Annotated in this window: 13 protein-coding genes; 9 read left to right on the top strand and 4 right to left on the bottom strand. The window is 71.3% G+C overall.

The window, feature by feature from the left end:
- Positions 1 to 480 (top strand): HlyD family secretion protein (locus H3O04_RS25525; RefSeq protein WP_202588694.1); only part of this gene is annotated, 480 nt, incomplete at its 5' end.
- Positions 477 to 1,913: an efflux transporter outer membrane subunit gene (locus H3O04_RS25520; protein WP_202588693.1), complete on the top strand. Its 1,437-nt coding sequence runs from the start codon at positions 477 to 479 to the stop codon at positions 1,911 to 1,913. The genes H3O04_RS25525 and H3O04_RS25520, both read left to right, overlap by 4 nt.
- Positions 1,914 to 1,938: 25 nt before the next feature.
- Here the strand turns inward: H3O04_RS25520 and H3O04_RS25515 are convergent, their stop codons facing one another.
- Positions 1,939 to 3,210 (bottom strand): NAD(P)/FAD-dependent oxidoreductase, encoded by a 1,272-nt coding sequence (locus H3O04_RS25515; RefSeq protein ID WP_202588692.1) that lies wholly within the window; start codon positions 3,208 to 3,210, stop codon positions 1,939 to 1,941.
- Between the two features lie 229 nt (positions 3,211 to 3,439).
- Between H3O04_RS25515 and H3O04_RS25510 the strand changes: the two genes are divergently transcribed.
- From H3O04_RS25510 to H3O04_RS25480, 7 genes are all read left to right on the top strand, one after another.
- Positions 3,440 to 3,712, top strand: a complete 273-nt coding sequence (locus H3O04_RS25510) for a ubiquitin carboxyl-terminal hydrolase 14 (protein WP_202588691.1) — start codon at positions 3,440 to 3,442, stop codon at positions 3,710 to 3,712.
- A 337-nt stretch (positions 3,713 to 4,049) separates the two neighbouring features.
- On the top strand, positions 4,050 to 5,336 hold the full coding sequence (locus H3O04_RS25505) for a c-type cytochrome (RefSeq protein WP_202588690.1): 1,287 nt from the start codon (positions 4,050 to 4,052) through the stop codon (positions 5,334 to 5,336).
- The gene (locus tag H3O04_RS25500) at positions 5,333 to 5,833 is read left to right on the top strand and encodes a (2Fe-2S)-binding protein (protein WP_023478057.1); all 501 of its coding nucleotides are present in this window, start codon (positions 5,333 to 5,335) and stop codon (positions 5,831 to 5,833) included. Before H3O04_RS25505 ends, H3O04_RS25500 begins: the two co-directional genes overlap by 4 nt.
- Positions 5,833 to 8,094 carry a xanthine dehydrogenase family protein molybdopterin-binding subunit gene (locus H3O04_RS25495; protein WP_006481366.1) on the top strand — a complete coding sequence of 754 codons (2,262 nt, stop codon included), beginning with the start codon at positions 5,833 to 5,835 and terminating at the stop codon, positions 8,092 to 8,094. Before H3O04_RS25500 ends, H3O04_RS25495 begins: the two co-directional genes overlap by 1 nt.
- Before the next feature lie 102 nt (positions 8,095 to 8,196).
- Positions 8,197 to 9,114: a LysR family transcriptional regulator gene (locus H3O04_RS25490; RefSeq protein ID WP_006481367.1), complete on the top strand. Its 918-nt coding sequence runs from the start codon at positions 8,197 to 8,199 to the stop codon at positions 9,112 to 9,114.
- Between the two features lie 181 nt (positions 9,115 to 9,295).
- Positions 9,296 to 10,513, top strand: a complete 1,218-nt coding sequence (locus H3O04_RS25485) for an MFS transporter (RefSeq protein ID WP_202588689.1) — start codon at positions 9,296 to 9,298, stop codon at positions 10,511 to 10,513.
- A 78-nt stretch (positions 10,514 to 10,591) separates the two neighbouring features.
- On the top strand, positions 10,592 to 11,704 hold the full coding sequence (locus tag H3O04_RS25480; protein ID WP_006481369.1) for an alkene reductase: 1,113 nt from the start codon (positions 10,592 to 10,594) through the stop codon (positions 11,702 to 11,704).
- A 73-nt stretch (positions 11,705 to 11,777) separates the two neighbouring features.
- On the opposite strand, the gene H3O04_RS25475 is transcribed toward H3O04_RS25480, so the two are convergent.
- The 3 genes from H3O04_RS25475 to H3O04_RS25465 form a co-directional block, all read right to left on the bottom strand.
- Positions 11,778 to 12,452 (bottom strand): hypothetical protein, encoded by a 675-nt coding sequence (locus H3O04_RS25475; protein ID WP_023478103.1) that lies wholly within the window; start codon positions 12,450 to 12,452, stop codon positions 11,778 to 11,780.
- A 93-nt stretch (positions 12,453 to 12,545) separates the two neighbouring features.
- Positions 12,546 to 14,444 carry an amidohydrolase gene (locus H3O04_RS25470; RefSeq protein ID WP_442862841.1) on the bottom strand — a complete coding sequence of 633 codons (1,899 nt, stop codon included), beginning with the start codon at positions 14,442 to 14,444 and terminating at the stop codon, positions 12,546 to 12,548.
- Between the two features lie 144 nt (positions 14,445 to 14,588).
- Positions 14,589 to 16,812: ATP-binding protein (locus H3O04_RS25465; protein WP_202588687.1), on the bottom strand; the 2,224-nt coding region annotated here is incomplete at its 5' end.

Raw genomic sequence — 16,812 nt, 5'->3', positions numbered from 1 at the left:
GCTCAGGCCGCCGATGCCGCGTCGAGCCAGAACGACGCCGAATTGCACGACGCGCTGCTGCAACTCGGCTACACGACGGTCGTCGCGCCGTCGGACGGCTACGTCGGCAAGAAGACCGTCGAGACCGGCGAGCATGTCGCGCCCGGCCAGGCGCTGCTCACGCTGGTCGAGCCGCATCCGTGGATCGTCGCCAATTTCCGCGAGACGCAGCTGCGGCACGTGCGCGCCGGCGACGCCGTGCAACTGCGCTTCGATGCGCTGCCGCAGCGCACGTTCAGCGGCCGCATCGACAGCCTGTCGCCCGCGACCGGCGCGCAGTTCGCGCTGCTGCCGCCCGACAACGCGACCGGCAATTTCACGAAGGTCACGCAGCGCGTGCCCGTGAAGATCCTGCTCGACGGCCCGGCCGCGACGGAGCCGCGCATCCGGCCCGGGCTGTCGGTCGTCGTCACGCTGCAACCCGGCAGCGAATCGCGATGACGCGCGTCTTCGCCCTGCTCGCCGCGAGCGTGCTGGCCGCGTGCTCGATCGCGCCGCAGCCGCTCGCGCCCGTCCCGGTCGAAACCGACCGGTTCCGCCATGCCGATCCGGCGACCGATGCGCACGCACCGTCGCTCGCCGCGTGGCCCGCGTGGTTCGGTGACCCGCAGCTCGGCCGCCTCGTCGACGCCGCGCTCGCGCACAACCTCGACATCCGCGCGGCGGCCGCGCGCGTCGACCAGGCGCAGGCGCTGCTCGGCGTGCGCGAAGCCGCGCTGGCGCCGACCGTGCGCGTCGACCCGTCGTTCAGCCGCACACGAGTGTCCGGCACGGTCGACAACGCGCTGCCGAAGCGCACGATGCACAACTGGTCGGTGCCCGTCGCCGCGAGCTACGAAGTCGATCTATGGGGCCGCTTGCGCGGCGATGCCAACGTCGGCGAACAGAACCTGCTGCAAGCGGCGGCCGATCGCGATGCGGTGCGTCTGCGGGTGGCGACCGAAGTGGCCGTCGACTACCTGACGCTGCGCTACGTCGACGACGATCTCGTGACGCTCACGCGCGCGATCGGGCTGCGGCGCACCGCGCTCGACGTGATCGCCGCCCGCGTACGGGCTGGCGCGGCGAGCGATCTCGACGGGCTGCGCGCGTCGGCCGATCTCGATACCGCGCATGCCGATCTCGCGGAGAGCCGCCGGCTGCGCGAGAACCTCGTCGACGCCATTGCAGTGCTGACCGGCGTGTCGCCGACCGCGTTCGACGTCGACACGGGCGCCGTGCCCGTGCAGGTGCCGGAGGTGCCGGCCGGGCTGCCGTCCGCGCTGCTCGCCCAACGCCCGGACGTATTCGCGGCGGCGCGGCGCGCCGATGCGGCGTCGCTCGAACTGGGCATCGCGCGCACCGCGTGGCTGCCGACGCTGACGCTGACCGCCGACGGCGGTTTCGCCACCCGCGACCTGCGTTCGTTTCTCGACCGCAACAGCTCGCTGTGGAGTCTCGGCGCGAACGTCGCGCTGACGCTGTTCGACGGCGGCAAGCGCGATGCCGCGGTGGCCGCCGCGCGAGCCGGCACGAACGTCGCCGACGCCGACTATCGCGCGACCGCGATCGGCGCGTTGCGCGACGTGCAGGATGCGCTCAACGACATCGCCGCGCAAAAGGAGCGGATCGTGCGCTACGACAGCGCGGCGCGCACGACGGACGCGGCGGCGCGGCTATCGCTGAGCCGCTACGCGCATGGGTACGTCAGCTATCTGGAAGTCATCGACGCCGATCGCGACGCACTGAATGCGCGGCGCCAGCTGATTCACAGCCGGCAGGCGCTGGCCGTCGCGACGGTGAGCCTCGTGCGTGCATTGGGCGGCGGGTGGACGCCGCCGGCGCACGCCGGCCGGGGCCAGTTGCGCGACGCGACGCAAGCCGACGCGCGATGAACGCATCGAACGACCCGCGAGCGCGTCACGCGCGCGCGAGCCGATGCGCATCCTCGCCGAGAAACCGGTGCACGAAGGTCACGGCCATCGCGCCTTCGCCGACCGCCGACGCGACGCGCTTGACCGATCCCGATCGCACGTCGCCCGCCGCGAACGATCCCGGCACGCTGGTTTCCAGGTGGTACGGCCGGCGCTCGAGCGGCCATACGCGCTCGAACGCCGGACAGTCGTACAGATCGCCGCCGGTCACGAGATAACCGTCCGGATTGCGAATGATGTCGGTGTCCTTCGCCCAGTCGGTATTCGGCGCGCCGCCGATGCACACGAACAGGCGCGTGGCCGGCAACCGTTCGCGCGTGCCGTCCGCCGAACGAAGCTCGATCGCGTCGAGCCAGCCGTCGCCGTGCAGCGCGGCGACGCTCGACCCGTAGCGGACCTCGATGTTCGGCGTGCGTTCGATCCGGTCGATCAGGTAGCGCGACAGCGTGTCGGCGAGCGACGCCCCGCGCACGAGCATCGTCACCTGGCGCGCATGCCGCGAGAAATTCATCGCGGCCTGGCCGGCCGAATTGCCGCCGCCGACGATGAAGACCTGCTCGCCCGCGCACATCGGCGCTTCGCTCGACCCGGCGCCGTAGAACAGCCCCGCGTTGAGAAACGCCGATTCCTCCGGCAGCCCGAGGCTGCGATATTCGATGCCGGTCGCGCAGATGTTCGCGCGGGCGATCAGGATCGACCCGTCGGCGAGCTCGACGCGGATCTTGCCGTCGACGAACGTCGCATGCACGCCCTCGCGCATCGTCAGCAGCTCGACGCCGAACTTCACCGCCTGCTCGCGCGCGCGTTCCGCGAGCTCCGCGCCCGGGATGCCGTCGGGGAAGCCCATGTAGTTCTCGATCAGCGAACTCGTGCCGGCCTGCCCGCCGATCGCGCCGCGCTCGATCACGACCGCGCGCAGCCCTTCGGACGCCGCGTAGACCGCCGCCGACAGCCCGGCCGGCCCCGCGCCGTAGATCGACACGTCGTATTCGACGAAGCGCGGGCGCGCGACCCAGCCGAGCCTTGCGGCGATCTCGGCCAGGGTCGGCTGGTACAGGCGCGAGCCGTCCGGAAAGATCACGACCGGCAGCCGGATGTCGCGCAGCGGCGCGATGCCGAGCACCTGCGCGCAATCGGCGTCGGACGTCAGCTCGCACCAGTCGTACGCGATCATGCGTCGCTGCAGGAAATCGCGGATCGCGTACGCGTCCCGGCTGCGCGGCAGGCCGACGATCCGCACGTGTTGCGATTGCTCCATGAACGCCTCCCGATGATGTCGATGTCGAATGCGGTCCGGCCGGTGCGGCGGTGCCGCGGCCGGACGCATTCGCGACTGTACGCCGCCGGTACGCGCCGCGCGGGCCGCTTCATGACAATTAAGGTCCGGCCGCGCCGCCACGCCGCACAATGTCGGGTATCCGTCCCGCTTGCGGCCTCGCGCCGGCCCCGCCGCAAGCGTCGCTCCCGCGCCGGCATCGGAGCGCAAGATGGCCAACGCCTGTACGCATCTCGACGAAGCACGCGTGTTCGACACCGACAAGGACTACTGTGAGGAATGCGTCAAATCGGGCAGCCGCTGGGTGCATTTGCGGATGTGCCTGATCTGCGGGCACGTCGGCTGCTGCGACTCGTCGCCGAATCGCCACGCGAGCCGGCATTTCCACGACACCGGCCACCGGCTCGTCCGCTCGATCGAGCCCGGCGAGCGCTGGATCTGGTGCTACGCGGACGAAGTCGTCGCGGGTGACGTTCCGTCGTAACGCGACGTGCGGGGCGACCGTGACATAGCCTGCCCGTCATCCGTCGCCGGCGCCGAACTCCGGCCGATCCGGGGCCGGACACCGTTCAGAACGTTTCAGCGCCGCTTCAGGCAATGATCGCGGCCGCTGCGTAGACTGCCGTTCATGAGCTGCCGCGCAGAACGGCGCGTGCGCCCGTTATCGACTGCTGGAGTGACAACATGATCCCCGCCGCCAATCACCGCCGCTCGGCAACACGCTCGCGGCCACATCGGACGACCCCGCACGGCCGACCCGCATCGTCCGGTATCGCCGCGCCTCGCATCACTTGCGGCGCACCGCGTCGCATGGAGCGCGCATGAAGCACAAACGATTCTGGTTCGGCGCGGCCGGCATCGCGGTCGTGGGCCTCGCGGTCGCGATCGGCATCATGGTGCGGCCGTCGATCGCGCCGATCGATCCGCCCGCCCCCGCGTCGTTCGATCCGCAACTGGTGCGCGCCGGCGCGCGCGTCGTCGCGCTCGGCGACTGCATCGTGTGCCACACCGCGAAGGACGGCAAGCCGTTCGCGGGCGGGCTGCCGCTCGCGACGCCGTTCGGCACGATCTATGCGACCAACATCACGCCGGACGCCGAAACGGGGATCGGCCGCTGGTCGCGCGATGCGTTCGCCCGCGCGCTGCGCACCGGCATCGGACGTAACGGCCAGCCGCTCTACCCGGCGTTTCCGTACATTCATTTCACGCGAATGTCGGACGACGACATCGCCGCCGCGTACGCGTACCTGATGACGCGTGAAGCGGTCCACGCGACGGCGCCCGCCAACGACCTGATCTTTCCGCTGAACTTCCGCCCGCTGGTCGCGTTCTGGAACGTGCTGTTTCTGCGCGAAGGCGCGTATCAGCCGGACCCCGCGCAGTCCGCGCAATGGAACCGCGGCAGGATGCTCGTCGACGGGCTCGGCCACTGCGCGTCGTGCCATTCGCCGCTGAACGCGATCGGCGGCGAGCAGCGCGGCCGCGCGTTCGACGGCGGCATCGTCGACGGCTGGGAAGCGCCGCCGCTCAATGCGCTCGGCCAGGCAGCGCGGCCGTGGACGCAGGCGCAGCTCGTCACCTACCTGCGCACCGGCCGCGCGAGCGAGCACGGCGCGGCGGCCGGCCCGATGCTGCCGGTCACGCGCGACCTCGCGACGGTGCCGGTGGAGGACGTCGAGGCGATCGCCACCTACATCCTGTCGATCCAGAAGCCGGCGAACGCGCGGGCGGCCACGGCAACGGCCGCTGGCGAACGCACCGCGACGACGCCGGCCGCGCAACGCGGCGCGACGCTGTTCCAGGCGTCGTGCGCGCAGTGCCACGGGCCGGCCGCGCCGATGCAGTCGATCGGCGAGCGGCCGACGCTTTCGTTCAGCACGGCGGTCAACGCCGATACGCCGCGCAACGCGATCCAGATGATGTTCAACGGCATCGGCCGGCACGGCGAGGACACGCTCAACTACATGCCGTCGTTCATCGACCAGTACGACGACGCGCAGATCGCCGATCTCGCCGCGTACGTGCGCGAGACCTATACCGATCGTCCCGCGTGGCCGGGCGTCGACGCGATGGCCGCGAAGCTCAGAAAAGAGGACACCGCACGATGATTACCCTCACCGTCAACGGCGTGCGGCACACGCTGGACATCGATCCGTCCACGCCGCTGCTGTACGCGCTGCGCAACGACCTGCACCTGCACGGCGCGAAGTTCGGCTGCGGCCTCGGCCAATGCGGCGCCTGCACCGTGATCGTCGACGGCAAGCCGACCTTCTCGTGCCTGATGCCGGTGGCCGCGGTCGGCGCGCGCAGCGTGCGCACCATCGAAAGCCTCGGCACCGTCGAGCATCCGGGCCCGCTGCAACGCGCGTTCATCGAGCACCAGGCCGCGCAGTGCGGCTACTGCATCGCCGGGATGATCATGCGCGCGCAGGCGCTGCTCGAACGCAATCCGAAGCCGACCGAACAGGAACTGCGCACGCACATGGAACCGAACCTGTGCCGCTGCGGCACGCACATGCGGATTCTCGCGGCGGTGCGCTCGGTCGCGGGGCTGCCGGCCCCCGAGCCCGCTTCCGCTCCCGTCACGATCAGCAAGGGGCTGTGATGAATTCCCACGACGACATCGACGAAGGCCGCCGGCACTTCATCGTCTCCGGCGCGCTGTTCGTCGCGTTCAGTCTCGCGCCCGCGTCGCGCGCGGCCGCGCAGCTGGTGATCGCCGACGAAGGCGCGGCCGTGCACGTGGCGAAGGCCACCCAGGCACTCGCCGGCAGCCTGAAGACCAATCCGCTGCTCGACGCATGGGTCAAGATCGCGCCCGACGGCAAGGTCACCGTGTTTACCGGCAAGGTCGAGCTCGGCACCGGCGTGCGCACCGCACTGCTGCAGGTGGCCGCCGAGGAACTCGACATGAAGCCGTCGCTGATCACGTTCCTGACCGCCGACACCGGCGCGTCGCCGGACGAAGGACTGACCGCCGGCAGCCATACGATGGCCGACAGCGGCTCCGCGCTGCTGAACGCGACCGCGCAGGTGCGCGCACTGCTGGTGGAAGGCGCGGCGAAACGCTTCGGCGTCGATCCGCGCGTGCTGACGACCGCCGACGCGGTGATCAAGGCACCGGACGGCCGCACGATGACCTACGGCGACGCGATCCGCACGGTGGACCTGCATCGCAATGCCGCGCCCACGTCGCCGCTGAAGAACCCGGCGACGTTCGCCGTGATCGGCACGTCGCTGCCGCGCGTCGACATCCCGAACAAGGTCACGGGCGGCGTCAGCTACGTGCAGGACATGCAGCTGCCCGGCATGCTGCACGCACGGGTCGTGATGCCGCCGGTGTACGACGCGACGCTGCTGTCGTTCGACGAAGCCGCGATCCTGAAGCTGCCGGGCGTCGTGCGGATCGTGCGCAACGGCAGCATGCTCGCGGTGGTCGCGCAGGGCGAGTGGCAGGCGGTGGTCGCGCAGCGCGCGCTCGCCGCCGGCTGCCGCTGGTCGCCGGGCCGCAAGCTGCCCGAGCGCGGCACCGTGCACGCGGACCTGAAACGGATCTCGACGCAGCGCATCGAGATCGCGAACACGCATGCGGCCACCGCGCCGGCCGTGAAGACGCTGAACGCGACGTTCCTGAAGAACTACCTGCTGCACGGGTCGATCGGGCCGTCGTGTTCGGTCGCGCATCTCGAGAACGGGATGATGACGGTGTGGACCCACTCGCAGGGCGTCTACCCGCTGCGCGACGCGCTCGCGGAGATGCTGTCGATGCCGAAGGCGAGCGTGCGCTGCATTCACACCGAGGGCTCCGGCTGCTACGGCCACAACGCGGCGGACGACGCGGCCGCGCACGCCGCGCTGATCGCCGCCGCGATGCCGGGCAAGCCGATTCGCGTGCAATGGATGCGCGAACAGGAACACACGTGGGATCACTTCACGCCCGCGATGGTGACCGAGGTCAGCGCGTCGCTCGATGCGGGCGGCCGCATCGTCGACTGGAACTATGCGTTGTGGAGCAGTTCGCACAACGAGCGGATCGTCAACGCCGGCCGGCTGCTGCCCGCGCGCATGCTCGAGCCGCCGTTCGTGCCCGCGCCGTCGACGCCGATGCTGCAGCCGGAGGGTGGCGGCGACCGCAACGCGATCCCGCTGTACGCGCTGCCGAACCAGCACATCGTCAACAACTTCTCGCCGACGATGCCGCTGCAGACGTCCGCGATGCGCTCGCTCGGCGCGCACACCAACGTCTGGGCGATCGAGAGCTTCATGGACGAGCTCGCGCACGCGGCCGGCGTCGATCCGGTCGAATTCCGGCTGCGTCACATGGAAGACCATCGCGCACGGCAGGTGATCCAGCTCGCCGCGAAGCACTTCGGCTGGCCGCGGCCGCCGCGCGCGCGCAACCGCGGCGTCGGCTTCGCGTTCGGCAAGTACAAGAACCTGATGGCCTACGTCGCGATCGCGGTCGAGGTATCGGTCGTGCCGGAAACCGGCCAGGTGACGCTCGAACACGCGGAAGCCGCCGTCGACGCGGGCCAGATCGTGTCGCCGGACGGCATCCGCAACCAGATCGAGGGCGGCATCGTGCAGGCCGCGAGCTGGACGCTGTACGAGGCGCTGAAGTACGACACCGAGCGCATCCGCAGCTTCGACTGGAGCAGCTACCCGATCCTGCGCTTCTCGGCCGCGCCGCAGAACGTGAAGGTCCATCTGGTCAATCGCCCCGGCGCGCCGTTTCTCGGCGCGGCCGAGGCGTCGATGGGGCCGACCGCCGGCGCGCTGGCCAACGCGATCTTCGACGCGACCGGGCAGCGCATGCGCGAAATGCCGTTCGCCGGCGACGCGCTGAGAAAGCGCATCGACGCCTAGCGGGTCGGTCACCCCGCTACGCACCCCCTGTATCCGACATGAGACAAGACGGCGCCGGCACGCACCGGCGCCGCATGCCGACCGGCTGGAGAACTTCCGACGATGGATACCTTGCTTTCGATGCGCGTGTTCACGCGCATCGTCGAAACCGGCAGCTTCACGCGCGCCTCCGACACGACCGGCCTCACCACGCCGCGCGTGTCCGCGCTGCTGAGCGCACTCGAGCAGCATCTCGGCTGCCGGCTGCTGAACCGCACCACGCGGCGCATCTCGCTGACCGAGGACGGTCAGGCCTACTACGAACGTTCCGTCGCGGTGCTGCGCGAGATCGACGACATGGAGGCGTCGGTCTCGCAGGCCCGCAACGTGCCGCGCGGCCGGCTGAAGGTGAACCTGCCGCCCGCGATGGCGAAGCAGGTCGTGGTGCCCGCGCTGCCGGCGTTTCTCGACGCCCATCCGGACATCATGCTCGAACTCGGCGTGACCGACCGGCAGATCGACCTCGTCGGCGAAGGAGTCGACTGCGTGGTGCGCATCGGCGCGCTCGACGATTCGGGCATGATCGCGAAGCGGATCGGCAGCCTGACCACCTGCACGTGCGGCTCGCCTGCCTATTTCGCGCGGTGCGGCGAGCCGCAAACCGTCGACGATCTCGCGCAGCACGTCGCGGTCAGTCACATCTCGGCCGACACCGGGCGGCCGCGCCCGTGGGACTACGTCGTCGACGGCGAGCCGCGCATCGTGCAGATGTGCGGCACGGTGGCCGTCAACGACGCGGACAACTACATCGAGTGCGGCGTCGCCGGCATCGGCCTGATCAAGACGTCGCTGTACCTCGTCGAGCCTTACCTGAAATCGGGACGGCTGCGCGAGGTGCTGACCGATTTCAACGCGCCGGCCCGGCCGATCTCGGTGCTGTATCCGCCCAATCGCCACATTCCGGTCAAGCTGAAGGTGTTCGTCGACTGGCTCGCGGGCCTGTTCGAGCAGATTCCGACGCTGCAGGGCAAACGCGGCTGAACCCGCGCGGCGCGGCACCTTTGCGTGCCGCGCAACGCTCGATTGCGCGGCGCCCCGATTCCGGCCTGAGCGATTGATCACTAGTATCGACGGCAATGCGGTGCACCGTATCGCGGCCAGGCGACCTTCATGCCGGCGCGACGCTCCGGTGCCCGGCCCTTCCCTTTTCCAGGAGTCGACCATGTCAACGGATTCAACACCGCTCGCACCGCCCGCGCACGGCGTCAAGCTCACGCAGGGGCTGATCCTGCTGTTCGCGTTCAGTTGCGGCGCGATCGTCGCGAACCTGTACTACGCGCAGCCGATCACCGAGCTCATCGCGCCGGGCCTGCACATGTCCGGCAACACGGCGAGCCTGATCGTGTCGCTGACGCAGATCGGCTACGCGCTCGGGCTGTTCTTCATCGTGCCGCTCGGCGACCTGCTCGAAAACCGCAAGCTGATGATCGTGACGGCCGTCGTGTCGATCGCGAGCCTCGCGGCGGCGGCGCTCGTGCGCACGCCCGGGCTCTTTCTCGCGATTTCGCTGCTGATCGGGTTCAGCTCGGTGGCCGTGCAGATCCTCGTGCCGCTCGCCGCACATCTCGCGCCCGACCATTCGCGCGGCCGCGTCGTCGGCACGATCATGAGCGGGCTGCTGCTCGGCATCCTGCTGGCGCGGCCGCTGTCGAGCGTCGTGGCCGACGCGTTCGGCTGGCGCTTCGTGTTCGCGGCGGCGGCCGTGCTGATGACGCTCGTCACGGCCGTGCTCGCGCTGACGATTCCGTCGCGCCAGCCCGATCACCGCGCGACCTATTTCGAACTGATCGGCTCGCTGCTGCACCTCGTCCGCACGATGCCGGTATTGCGCCACCGCGCGTTCTACCAGGGCCTGATGTTCGCGTCGTTCAGCCTGTTCTGGACCGCCGTGCCCGTCGAGCTGACGCGTCACTACGGGTTGTCGCAATCGGCGATCGGCCTGTTCGCGCTGGTCGGCGCGATCGGCGCGACCTCGGCGCCGGTGGCCGGGCGCCTGGCGGATGCCGGCCATACGGTGCGCGCGACGCTGATCGCGCTCGTCGCCGGCGCGCTCGCGTATGCGGTCGGGTTCGTGCACGGCACCGGCCTGTACGGGCTCGTCGTCACCGGCATCGTGCTCGACTTCGCGGTGCAGATGAACATGGTGCTCGGCCAGCGCGAGATCTATGCGCTGCACGCGGCGAGCCGCAACCGGCTGAATGCGCTGTACATGACGAGCATCTTCGTCGGCGGCGCCGTCGGCTCCGCGCTCGCGAGCCCGTTGTACGAGCACGGCGGCTGGCCGCTCGTCGCCGCGGCGGCCGGCGCGTTCCCGATCGTCGCGCTCGCGCACTACCTGCTCGTCGGGCGGCCGCACGCGCAACGCCACGCCGCGGGTTGACCCGCCGTCGCACGCCGAACCGATCCGTTCGCGGGGCGCGCCGCCGCCCCGCCCTCCGTCGAACCACAGGAGTCCATCATGTCTTCCCTGCTCAGTGCTTACGATCTGCGCGGCCTCGCGCTGCCGAACCGCGTCGTGATGGGGCCGATGACGCGCTCGCGCGCGCCGTCGCGCGGGCTGCCCACCGAACTGATGGCCGAGTACTACGCGCAGCGCGCGTCGGCCGGCCTGATCGTGACCGAAGCCACCAACGTCAGCCGGGCGTCCGCCGCATTCGAGCTGACGCCGGGCCTCGTCGACGATGCGCAGGCCGCCGCCTGGAAAATCGTCACCGATGCCGTCCATGCGAACGGCGGGCGCATCTTCGCGCAGCTGTGGCATGGCGGGCGCGTGAGCTCGCTGACGCTGCTCGGCGGCGCCGCGCCGTTGTCGCCGTCCGGCGTGAACGACGACCTCGAACAGTTGCAGGTCTGGGCGCAGCTGCAGAACGGCTACTACACGAAGATTCATGCGACGCCGTCGCGCGCGATGACGACCGATGAAGTCGTCGCGACCGTCGACGAATTCCGGCAGGCCGCGGCACGCGCGATGGCCGCGGGCTTCGACGGCGTCGAGATTCATGCGGCCAACGGCTACCTGCCGCACCAGTTCCTGTCGTCGACGCTGAACCGCCGCGACGATCGCTACGGCGGATCGGTCGCGAACCGCGCGCGCTTTCTGGAAGAAATCGTCGACGCGGTCGGCGGCGTGATGCCGCTGAGCCGCGTCGGCGTGCGCATCTCGCCGTACGCGAAATACAACAACGTGCGCGACGCCGATCCGGACGCGACGCTGGCGTACGTCGGCCGGATGCTCGACGCGGCGGGTGTCGCCTATCTGCACGCGGCCGACACCAACGGCTGGAGCGGCGAACCCGATCTGCCGCGCATCGTCGAGCACGCGCGCCGGTCGTTCCACGGCACGCTGATCGTCAACGGCGGCATTTCACCGGAGGCGGCGAGCGCGCTGATCGACGCGGGCGACGCCGATCTCGTCGCGTTTGCCCGCGCGTATATCGCGAATCCGGATCTGGTCGAGCGCATCGCGGCCCGCGCACCGCTCGCGGAGCCGAAGTCGATCGGCTGGTACGGCGGCGAGCGCGCCGGCTACGTCGACTACGCGCGGCACGACGCGGCGCAATCGCCCGCCTGACCCGCGCACGCCGGGCGCGGCGGCGTGCCGCGGCCGGCCGTGCGTCCGGCTGCCGCACGCCGGGCCGGTGCCGTCACGTATCGTTCCACCGCGCGCCCAGCACGCGCCCGCAGAAATTCGGCCGATGAAAGTCAGGGTCCGCGCGTTCGAGCACGTCCGCGCTCCAGGTGCCGAAGGTCGACTGCGGCCGGTGCTCGACGCCGCGCGCGACCATGTCCAGATACGCTTCGCGAAAACCGCTGCCGCGCGGGTAGGCCGCGAGCAGCGCCGTGCGTTCGTCGGCGGTATAGGCGTCGAAGTCGGTTGCCATCAGGTCCGTCGACACGGCGCACGCGAGTGCGCGCGCAAGCGGCGACGCGCGGGCGGCCACGCCCGGCGTCGTATGCAGCGCGACCGCGTGCCACACGTCGTCGCGCATGCGCCGCGACCGGCGATGCCGCAGCAGCAGCGCGTGCGCGGCATCCGCGCCGTCGAGCTCGTAGCGTTCGGTCGAACGGCAGTACGCCGGGCTCAATCCCATGTTCGCGTACATCGCGGCGACGTACAGTGCGTCGGCGTCGCACGCGTCGCCTGCACGCCGCGCGGCGAGCGACGCGAACACGAACACGCGCGCCGCATGAGCGGCGAGCGCGGCGGGCAACGACGCGCGGGCCGCGTCGGCGGCCTCGACCGTCACCGGCGTGCGCGGAATGCGCACGCCGGCCACTTCGTCGCCGGTGGCCGATGCGCGCGGGTGCGCAACATTCATCCTGTCTCCTTCATGCCCCGTGCACGGGGCGGAAAATCGTTCGATGCACGGCGACACCCGGCGCGCAGCGCGTCGCGCACCGGCACGCGCCGCTCAACACGCGACGCAGCAGCGGCCGAAGGCTTCGCAGCGCTCGGCGGCCACACCTGCCGTCGGATAGCGCGGTCGCGCGAAGCGGCGTCCATCACCGCGCGCACGGCACGCATCGACGCCGGGCACCACGCACGCGTCGCCCGCCGCCGACGCATGCGAACGGTCGCGCACGTCGGCGTCTGCCGCGCCGGCCGCGCCGCCTGCGGCGACCGGCGACCACGCGGGGCTGACGGGCGGCGGCGGCGGCGCAAGCGGCGAGAATTCCTGTTCCGCGTGCACGACCTTGCCGTCGACGACCGTCAGCACCGACGACAGCGTCGGGATGCGCCGCACATCGATCGTGAAGTAATCGTCGCTCAGCACCGCGAAATCGGCATACCGGCCGGGCACCAGCGCGCCCTTGCGATGCTCGTCCGCGGAGAACCACGCGCTGCCGACCGTGTAGCGGCGCAGCGCGTCCATCCGGCCGAGCCGGTTGCGCGCCGGGTACAGCGCGGTGCCGCCCACGCTGCGCCCCGACACCATCCAGTACAGCGCGACGAACGGGTTGTAGCTCGCCGCGCCCGTCGCGCCGGACCCCGCGCCGACCGGCAGCCCGGCCGCGAGCATCGCGCGGAGCGGCGGCGCGCGCGTGGCCGCCGCCGCTCCATGGCGCGCGATGAACGCTTCGCCCTGGAACGCCATGCGCGGCTGCACGGTGATGCCGCCGCCCAGCGCCACGACCCGCGCGATATTGGCGTCCGAAATCGTCTCGCAGCGGTCGAAGCACCAGCGCAGCCCGTCGAACGGCGTGTCGCGGTCCACCGCTTCGAACACGTCGAGGAAGCGGCCGATCGATTCGTCGTAGGTCGCCTGGAGCCGGAACGGCCAGCGATGATGCACGAGCAGCCGGACGACGGCCGCCAGTTCGACCTCGACGGACGCGGGCAACTCGACGCGCGGTTCGAGGAAATTCCCGAGATCGACCGCCGAGAACAGCAATCGCTCGCCCGCGCCGCTCGCGCGCAGGAACGCGTCGCCGTCGCCGGGCGCGGTCAGCGCGATCCATTTCGCGAAGTCGTCGAGCTCCCGGCCCGCGTGCCGCGCGCCCAGCGCATAGGCGATGCGCGTCGTCAATTCGCCGCGCCGCGCGAGCGTCGCGACCGCCGCATAGTCGTCCGGATACGCGAGGCCGTCGCCGCCGGCGTCGATCGCGCTCGTCACGCCGACGCGGTTCAGCGCGTGCATGAACTGCCGCGTCGAGTTGACCCGGTCGGCCGCATCGAGCGTCGGCGCGCGGGCGAGCACCGCGCCCAGCACCGCCGGGTCCGGACGCGCGAGCAGCAGCCCGGTCGGCCGCCCATGGCGGTCGCGCCGCAGTTCGCCGCCGGGCGGATCGGGCGTGTCTCGCCCGTAGCCGAGCGCGCGCAGCGCGGCCGCATTCAGCCACGCACTGTCGGCCAGATGCTGGACGAATACCGGCGTGTCGGGTGCGATCGCGTTGAGCTCGGCCGTCGTCGGCCCGCGCTTTTCCGCGAACTGCAGCGCGGTCCAGCCGCCCGCCACGCGCGCCCAGTGCGGCGCGGGCGTGCGTCGTACCTGCCGGCCCAGCAGCTCGAGCGCGTCGGCCAGCGACGGCACGCCGTCCCAGCGCACCTCGAGGTTGAAGTTCATGCCGCCGCGAATCGCCTGCAGGTGCGCGTCGATCAGGCCCGGAATCACGGTACGGCCGTGCAGGTCGATACAGGCGGTGTCGTCGTGCGCATGGCGCAGCACGTCGCGATCGTCGCCGGTCGCGACGATGGTCCCGTCCTTCACGGCGAGCGCACGGACGAACGAGCGCTGTTCGTCCTGGGTCGCGATCTTGCCGTTGAACACGACGAGGTCCGCCGAACGCGCGGGTTCCGTCGCTCTAAGCACCGTCGGGCCTCCGGTGCGCGCCTGCGTGCGGCGCGGCGCGGGCCGCCCTGCTGCTCGTCGAACGCGGGAAAGCGGCCGCACCGCACGCATCGGCATGCATGCTGCGATCGCGCGGCCGCGCGGCCGTACCGGGTTCGCGCATCGTCATGCCGCCTGCTGCGCCGCGTCGGCGGTGTCGCGTCGCGCGCGCGTCAGGCACGGCGCGAGCGGCGCACCCTGACGCACGAAGCTCTGCACGCGCAGCAAACGGCGCACGTCGTGGGCGCGCGAATGCGGATCGAAGTGCCGCGCGACGCCGGCGACCAGCGCCGACGCCTGCGCGGTGTGCCCGCGCTCGATCAGGTGATCGGCGAGATCGAGCGAGCTGCGCAGCGCCCACATCGCGGCGCCCTGCGCGTTCGCGGTCTGGATCGCCATCTGCAGATGGCGATGCCCGTCGGCTTCGTACGCCGCGGCGAGATCCGCGCCGACGATGCGCGCCTGTTCCAGCATCGCGACGCCTCTCACGCGCAGCAGTTCGGGGACGAACAGGTGCTCGCCGTGCGCACGGCAGCGTGCGAGCGTCGCATCGAGCCGGGTGCACGCTTCGTCGGCGCGGCCGGTCCGCACGAGGCCCTCCGCGTATGCAACGGTCAACGGCGCGAGCACGCGCCGGAAGCCGCTCGCCTCGACGCGCCGCAATGCGGGCTCGAGCCGGGCGAGGCCCGCGCCGGGATGGCCGGCCTGGATGTCGAACTGGCCGGTCAGGCATTCCGCGTGACTGCGCCAGATGTCGAAACCGTGTGCGTCGGCGGTCGCGCGCAGCGTCGCGAGATAGTCGGAGGTGATGTCGTGATCGCCGTAGCGCAGCGCGATCGGCACGGCGGCCGCGCCGAGCACGACGCACAGCGGGAGGGGCGACGGGTCGCGGCGCGCATGCTCGACCGCTTGCGCGGCGACGCGCATCGCGTGCTCGGGCTCGCCCTGCATCCAGAGCAGGCGGATCAGCATCGTGCGCCCCAGCGTCGCCATGTCGACGCCCAGCGCGGCCTGCGCGCACGGCGGTTCGCCCGCGTCGGCCAGCTCGGCCGTCGCCGCTTCCAGCCGCTCGCGCGCCTGCGCATGCTCGCCGAAGTAATGCAGCGACGTCGCGACCATCGTGTTGGCCAGCAACCGCTGCGACCGGTCGCCGCGCCGCTCGGCCGCCCGCTCGAAGCGCGTCGCGTAGCGCAGTGACTCGTGAATGTCCGACAGCGTCAGCATCGTGTTCCACAGCCCGACGAGCGCGCGCGCGTCGAACGCATCGTCACCGATGTGCGCGGCGAGACCGAGCGTGCGGTCCCACATCGCGGCGGCGGCCAGCGCGTCGCCGTCGGTATGCAGCAGCGCCGACGCGCAGGCCGCCCGCAGCCGCATCTCGCGCGCGGCATCGACCGGGCCCGTGGCGTCCGTGTCCAGCCCGTCGAGTACCTGGCGCGCACGCGCCGTGCACGCGCGCATCCGCGACGGCTCCAGCAGCGCGCGCGCGAGCCGGTCGGGCTCGGGCACGCCCGCGGCTTCGGCGGCGTCCACCGGTTCGTCCACGGCCGGCGCGAGCGCATCGGCAGGCGGCACGTCGGCGAGCAGCGCGGGCGCCGCGGGAGGTGCGCCCGCCCGCTCGCGCTCGTACGCCGCATGGCGCGCGACGATGCGCTCGAACTCGCCCTCGTTGTGCAGTTTTTCCAGCGCGTACGCGCGCGTCGATTCGGTCAGCCGGTAGCGCGCATACGCGCCATCGAACTCGACGGTCACCAGCGATTTCGCCACCAGCTCGCCGAGCACCGCGATCATGTCCGCCGCCGAGGTGCCGGGCTCGGTCGCGACCGCGCGCGCGGCATCGAACGAAAACGGCCCGATGAAGCATCCCATCCGGCGAAACAGCGCGCGCGCGGCCCGGTCGAGCAGCACGTAGCTCCAGTCGAACGTCGCGCGCAGCGTCTGATGACGCGGCAGCGCCGAGCGCAGCCCGCCCGTCAGCAGGTTCAGCCGGTCGTCGAGACGCGACGCGACGACCGCGAGCCCGAGCGTCGCCACGCGCGCCGCCGCCAGTTCGATGGCGAGCGGCAGCCCGTCGAGGCGCCGGCAGATGTCGCCGATCAGCCGCACGCCGGCTTCGTCGACCACGCAATCCGGCGCGGCCGCGCGCACGCGTTCCAGAAACAGCTCGACGGCCGAACAACGGACGATTTCCGCGGCGGACGCGTTACCGTCCGGCACCGCGAGCGGGCTCATGCGCAGCACCGCTTCGGCCGAGATGTGCAGCGGCTCGCGGCTCGTCACGAGCACGCGCAGCGAGCCGGCGCCCGACGTCAGCGTTTCGACGAGGCTCGCCACCAGATCGACGATGTGC

It is taken from the genome of Burkholderia sp. KCJ3K979 (genome assembly GCF_016759955.1).
Lineage (GTDB): Bacteria > Pseudomonadota > Gammaproteobacteria > Burkholderiales > Burkholderiaceae > Burkholderia > Burkholderia orbicola.
Note: the sequence above shows the minus strand (reverse complement) of the source record. Positions and strands in the feature narration are given on the sequence as shown.

Coding starts and splice junctions, on each gene's coding strand:
- H3O04_RS25500 (WP_023478057.1), top strand. CDS start 5,333: ATGATTACCCTCACCGTCAACGGCGTGCGGCACACGCTGGACATCGAT.
- H3O04_RS25485 (WP_202588689.1), top strand. CDS start 9,296: ATGTCAACGGATTCAACACCGCTCGCACCGCCCGCGCACGGCGTCAAG.
- H3O04_RS25520 (WP_202588693.1), top strand. CDS start 477: ATGACGCGCGTCTTCGCCCTGCTCGCCGCGAGCGTGCTGGCCGCGTGC.
- H3O04_RS25480 (WP_006481369.1), top strand. CDS start 10,592: ATGTCTTCCCTGCTCAGTGCTTACGATCTGCGCGGCCTCGCGCTGCCG.
- H3O04_RS25475 (WP_023478103.1), bottom strand. CDS start 12,452: ATGAATGTTGCGCACCCGCGCGCATCGGCCACCGGCGACGAAGTGGCC.
- H3O04_RS25495 (WP_006481366.1), top strand. CDS start 5,833: ATGAATTCCCACGACGACATCGACGAAGGCCGCCGGCACTTCATCGTC.
- H3O04_RS25490 (WP_006481367.1), top strand. CDS start 8,197: ATGGATACCTTGCTTTCGATGCGCGTGTTCACGCGCATCGTCGAAACC.
- H3O04_RS25505 (WP_202588690.1), top strand. CDS start 4,050: ATGAAGCACAAACGATTCTGGTTCGGCGCGGCCGGCATCGCGGTCGTG.
- H3O04_RS25510 (WP_202588691.1), top strand. CDS start 3,440: ATGGCCAACGCCTGTACGCATCTCGACGAAGCACGCGTGTTCGACACC.
- H3O04_RS25515 (WP_202588692.1), bottom strand. CDS start 3,210: ATGGAGCAATCGCAACACGTGCGGATCGTCGGCCTGCCGCGCAGCCGG.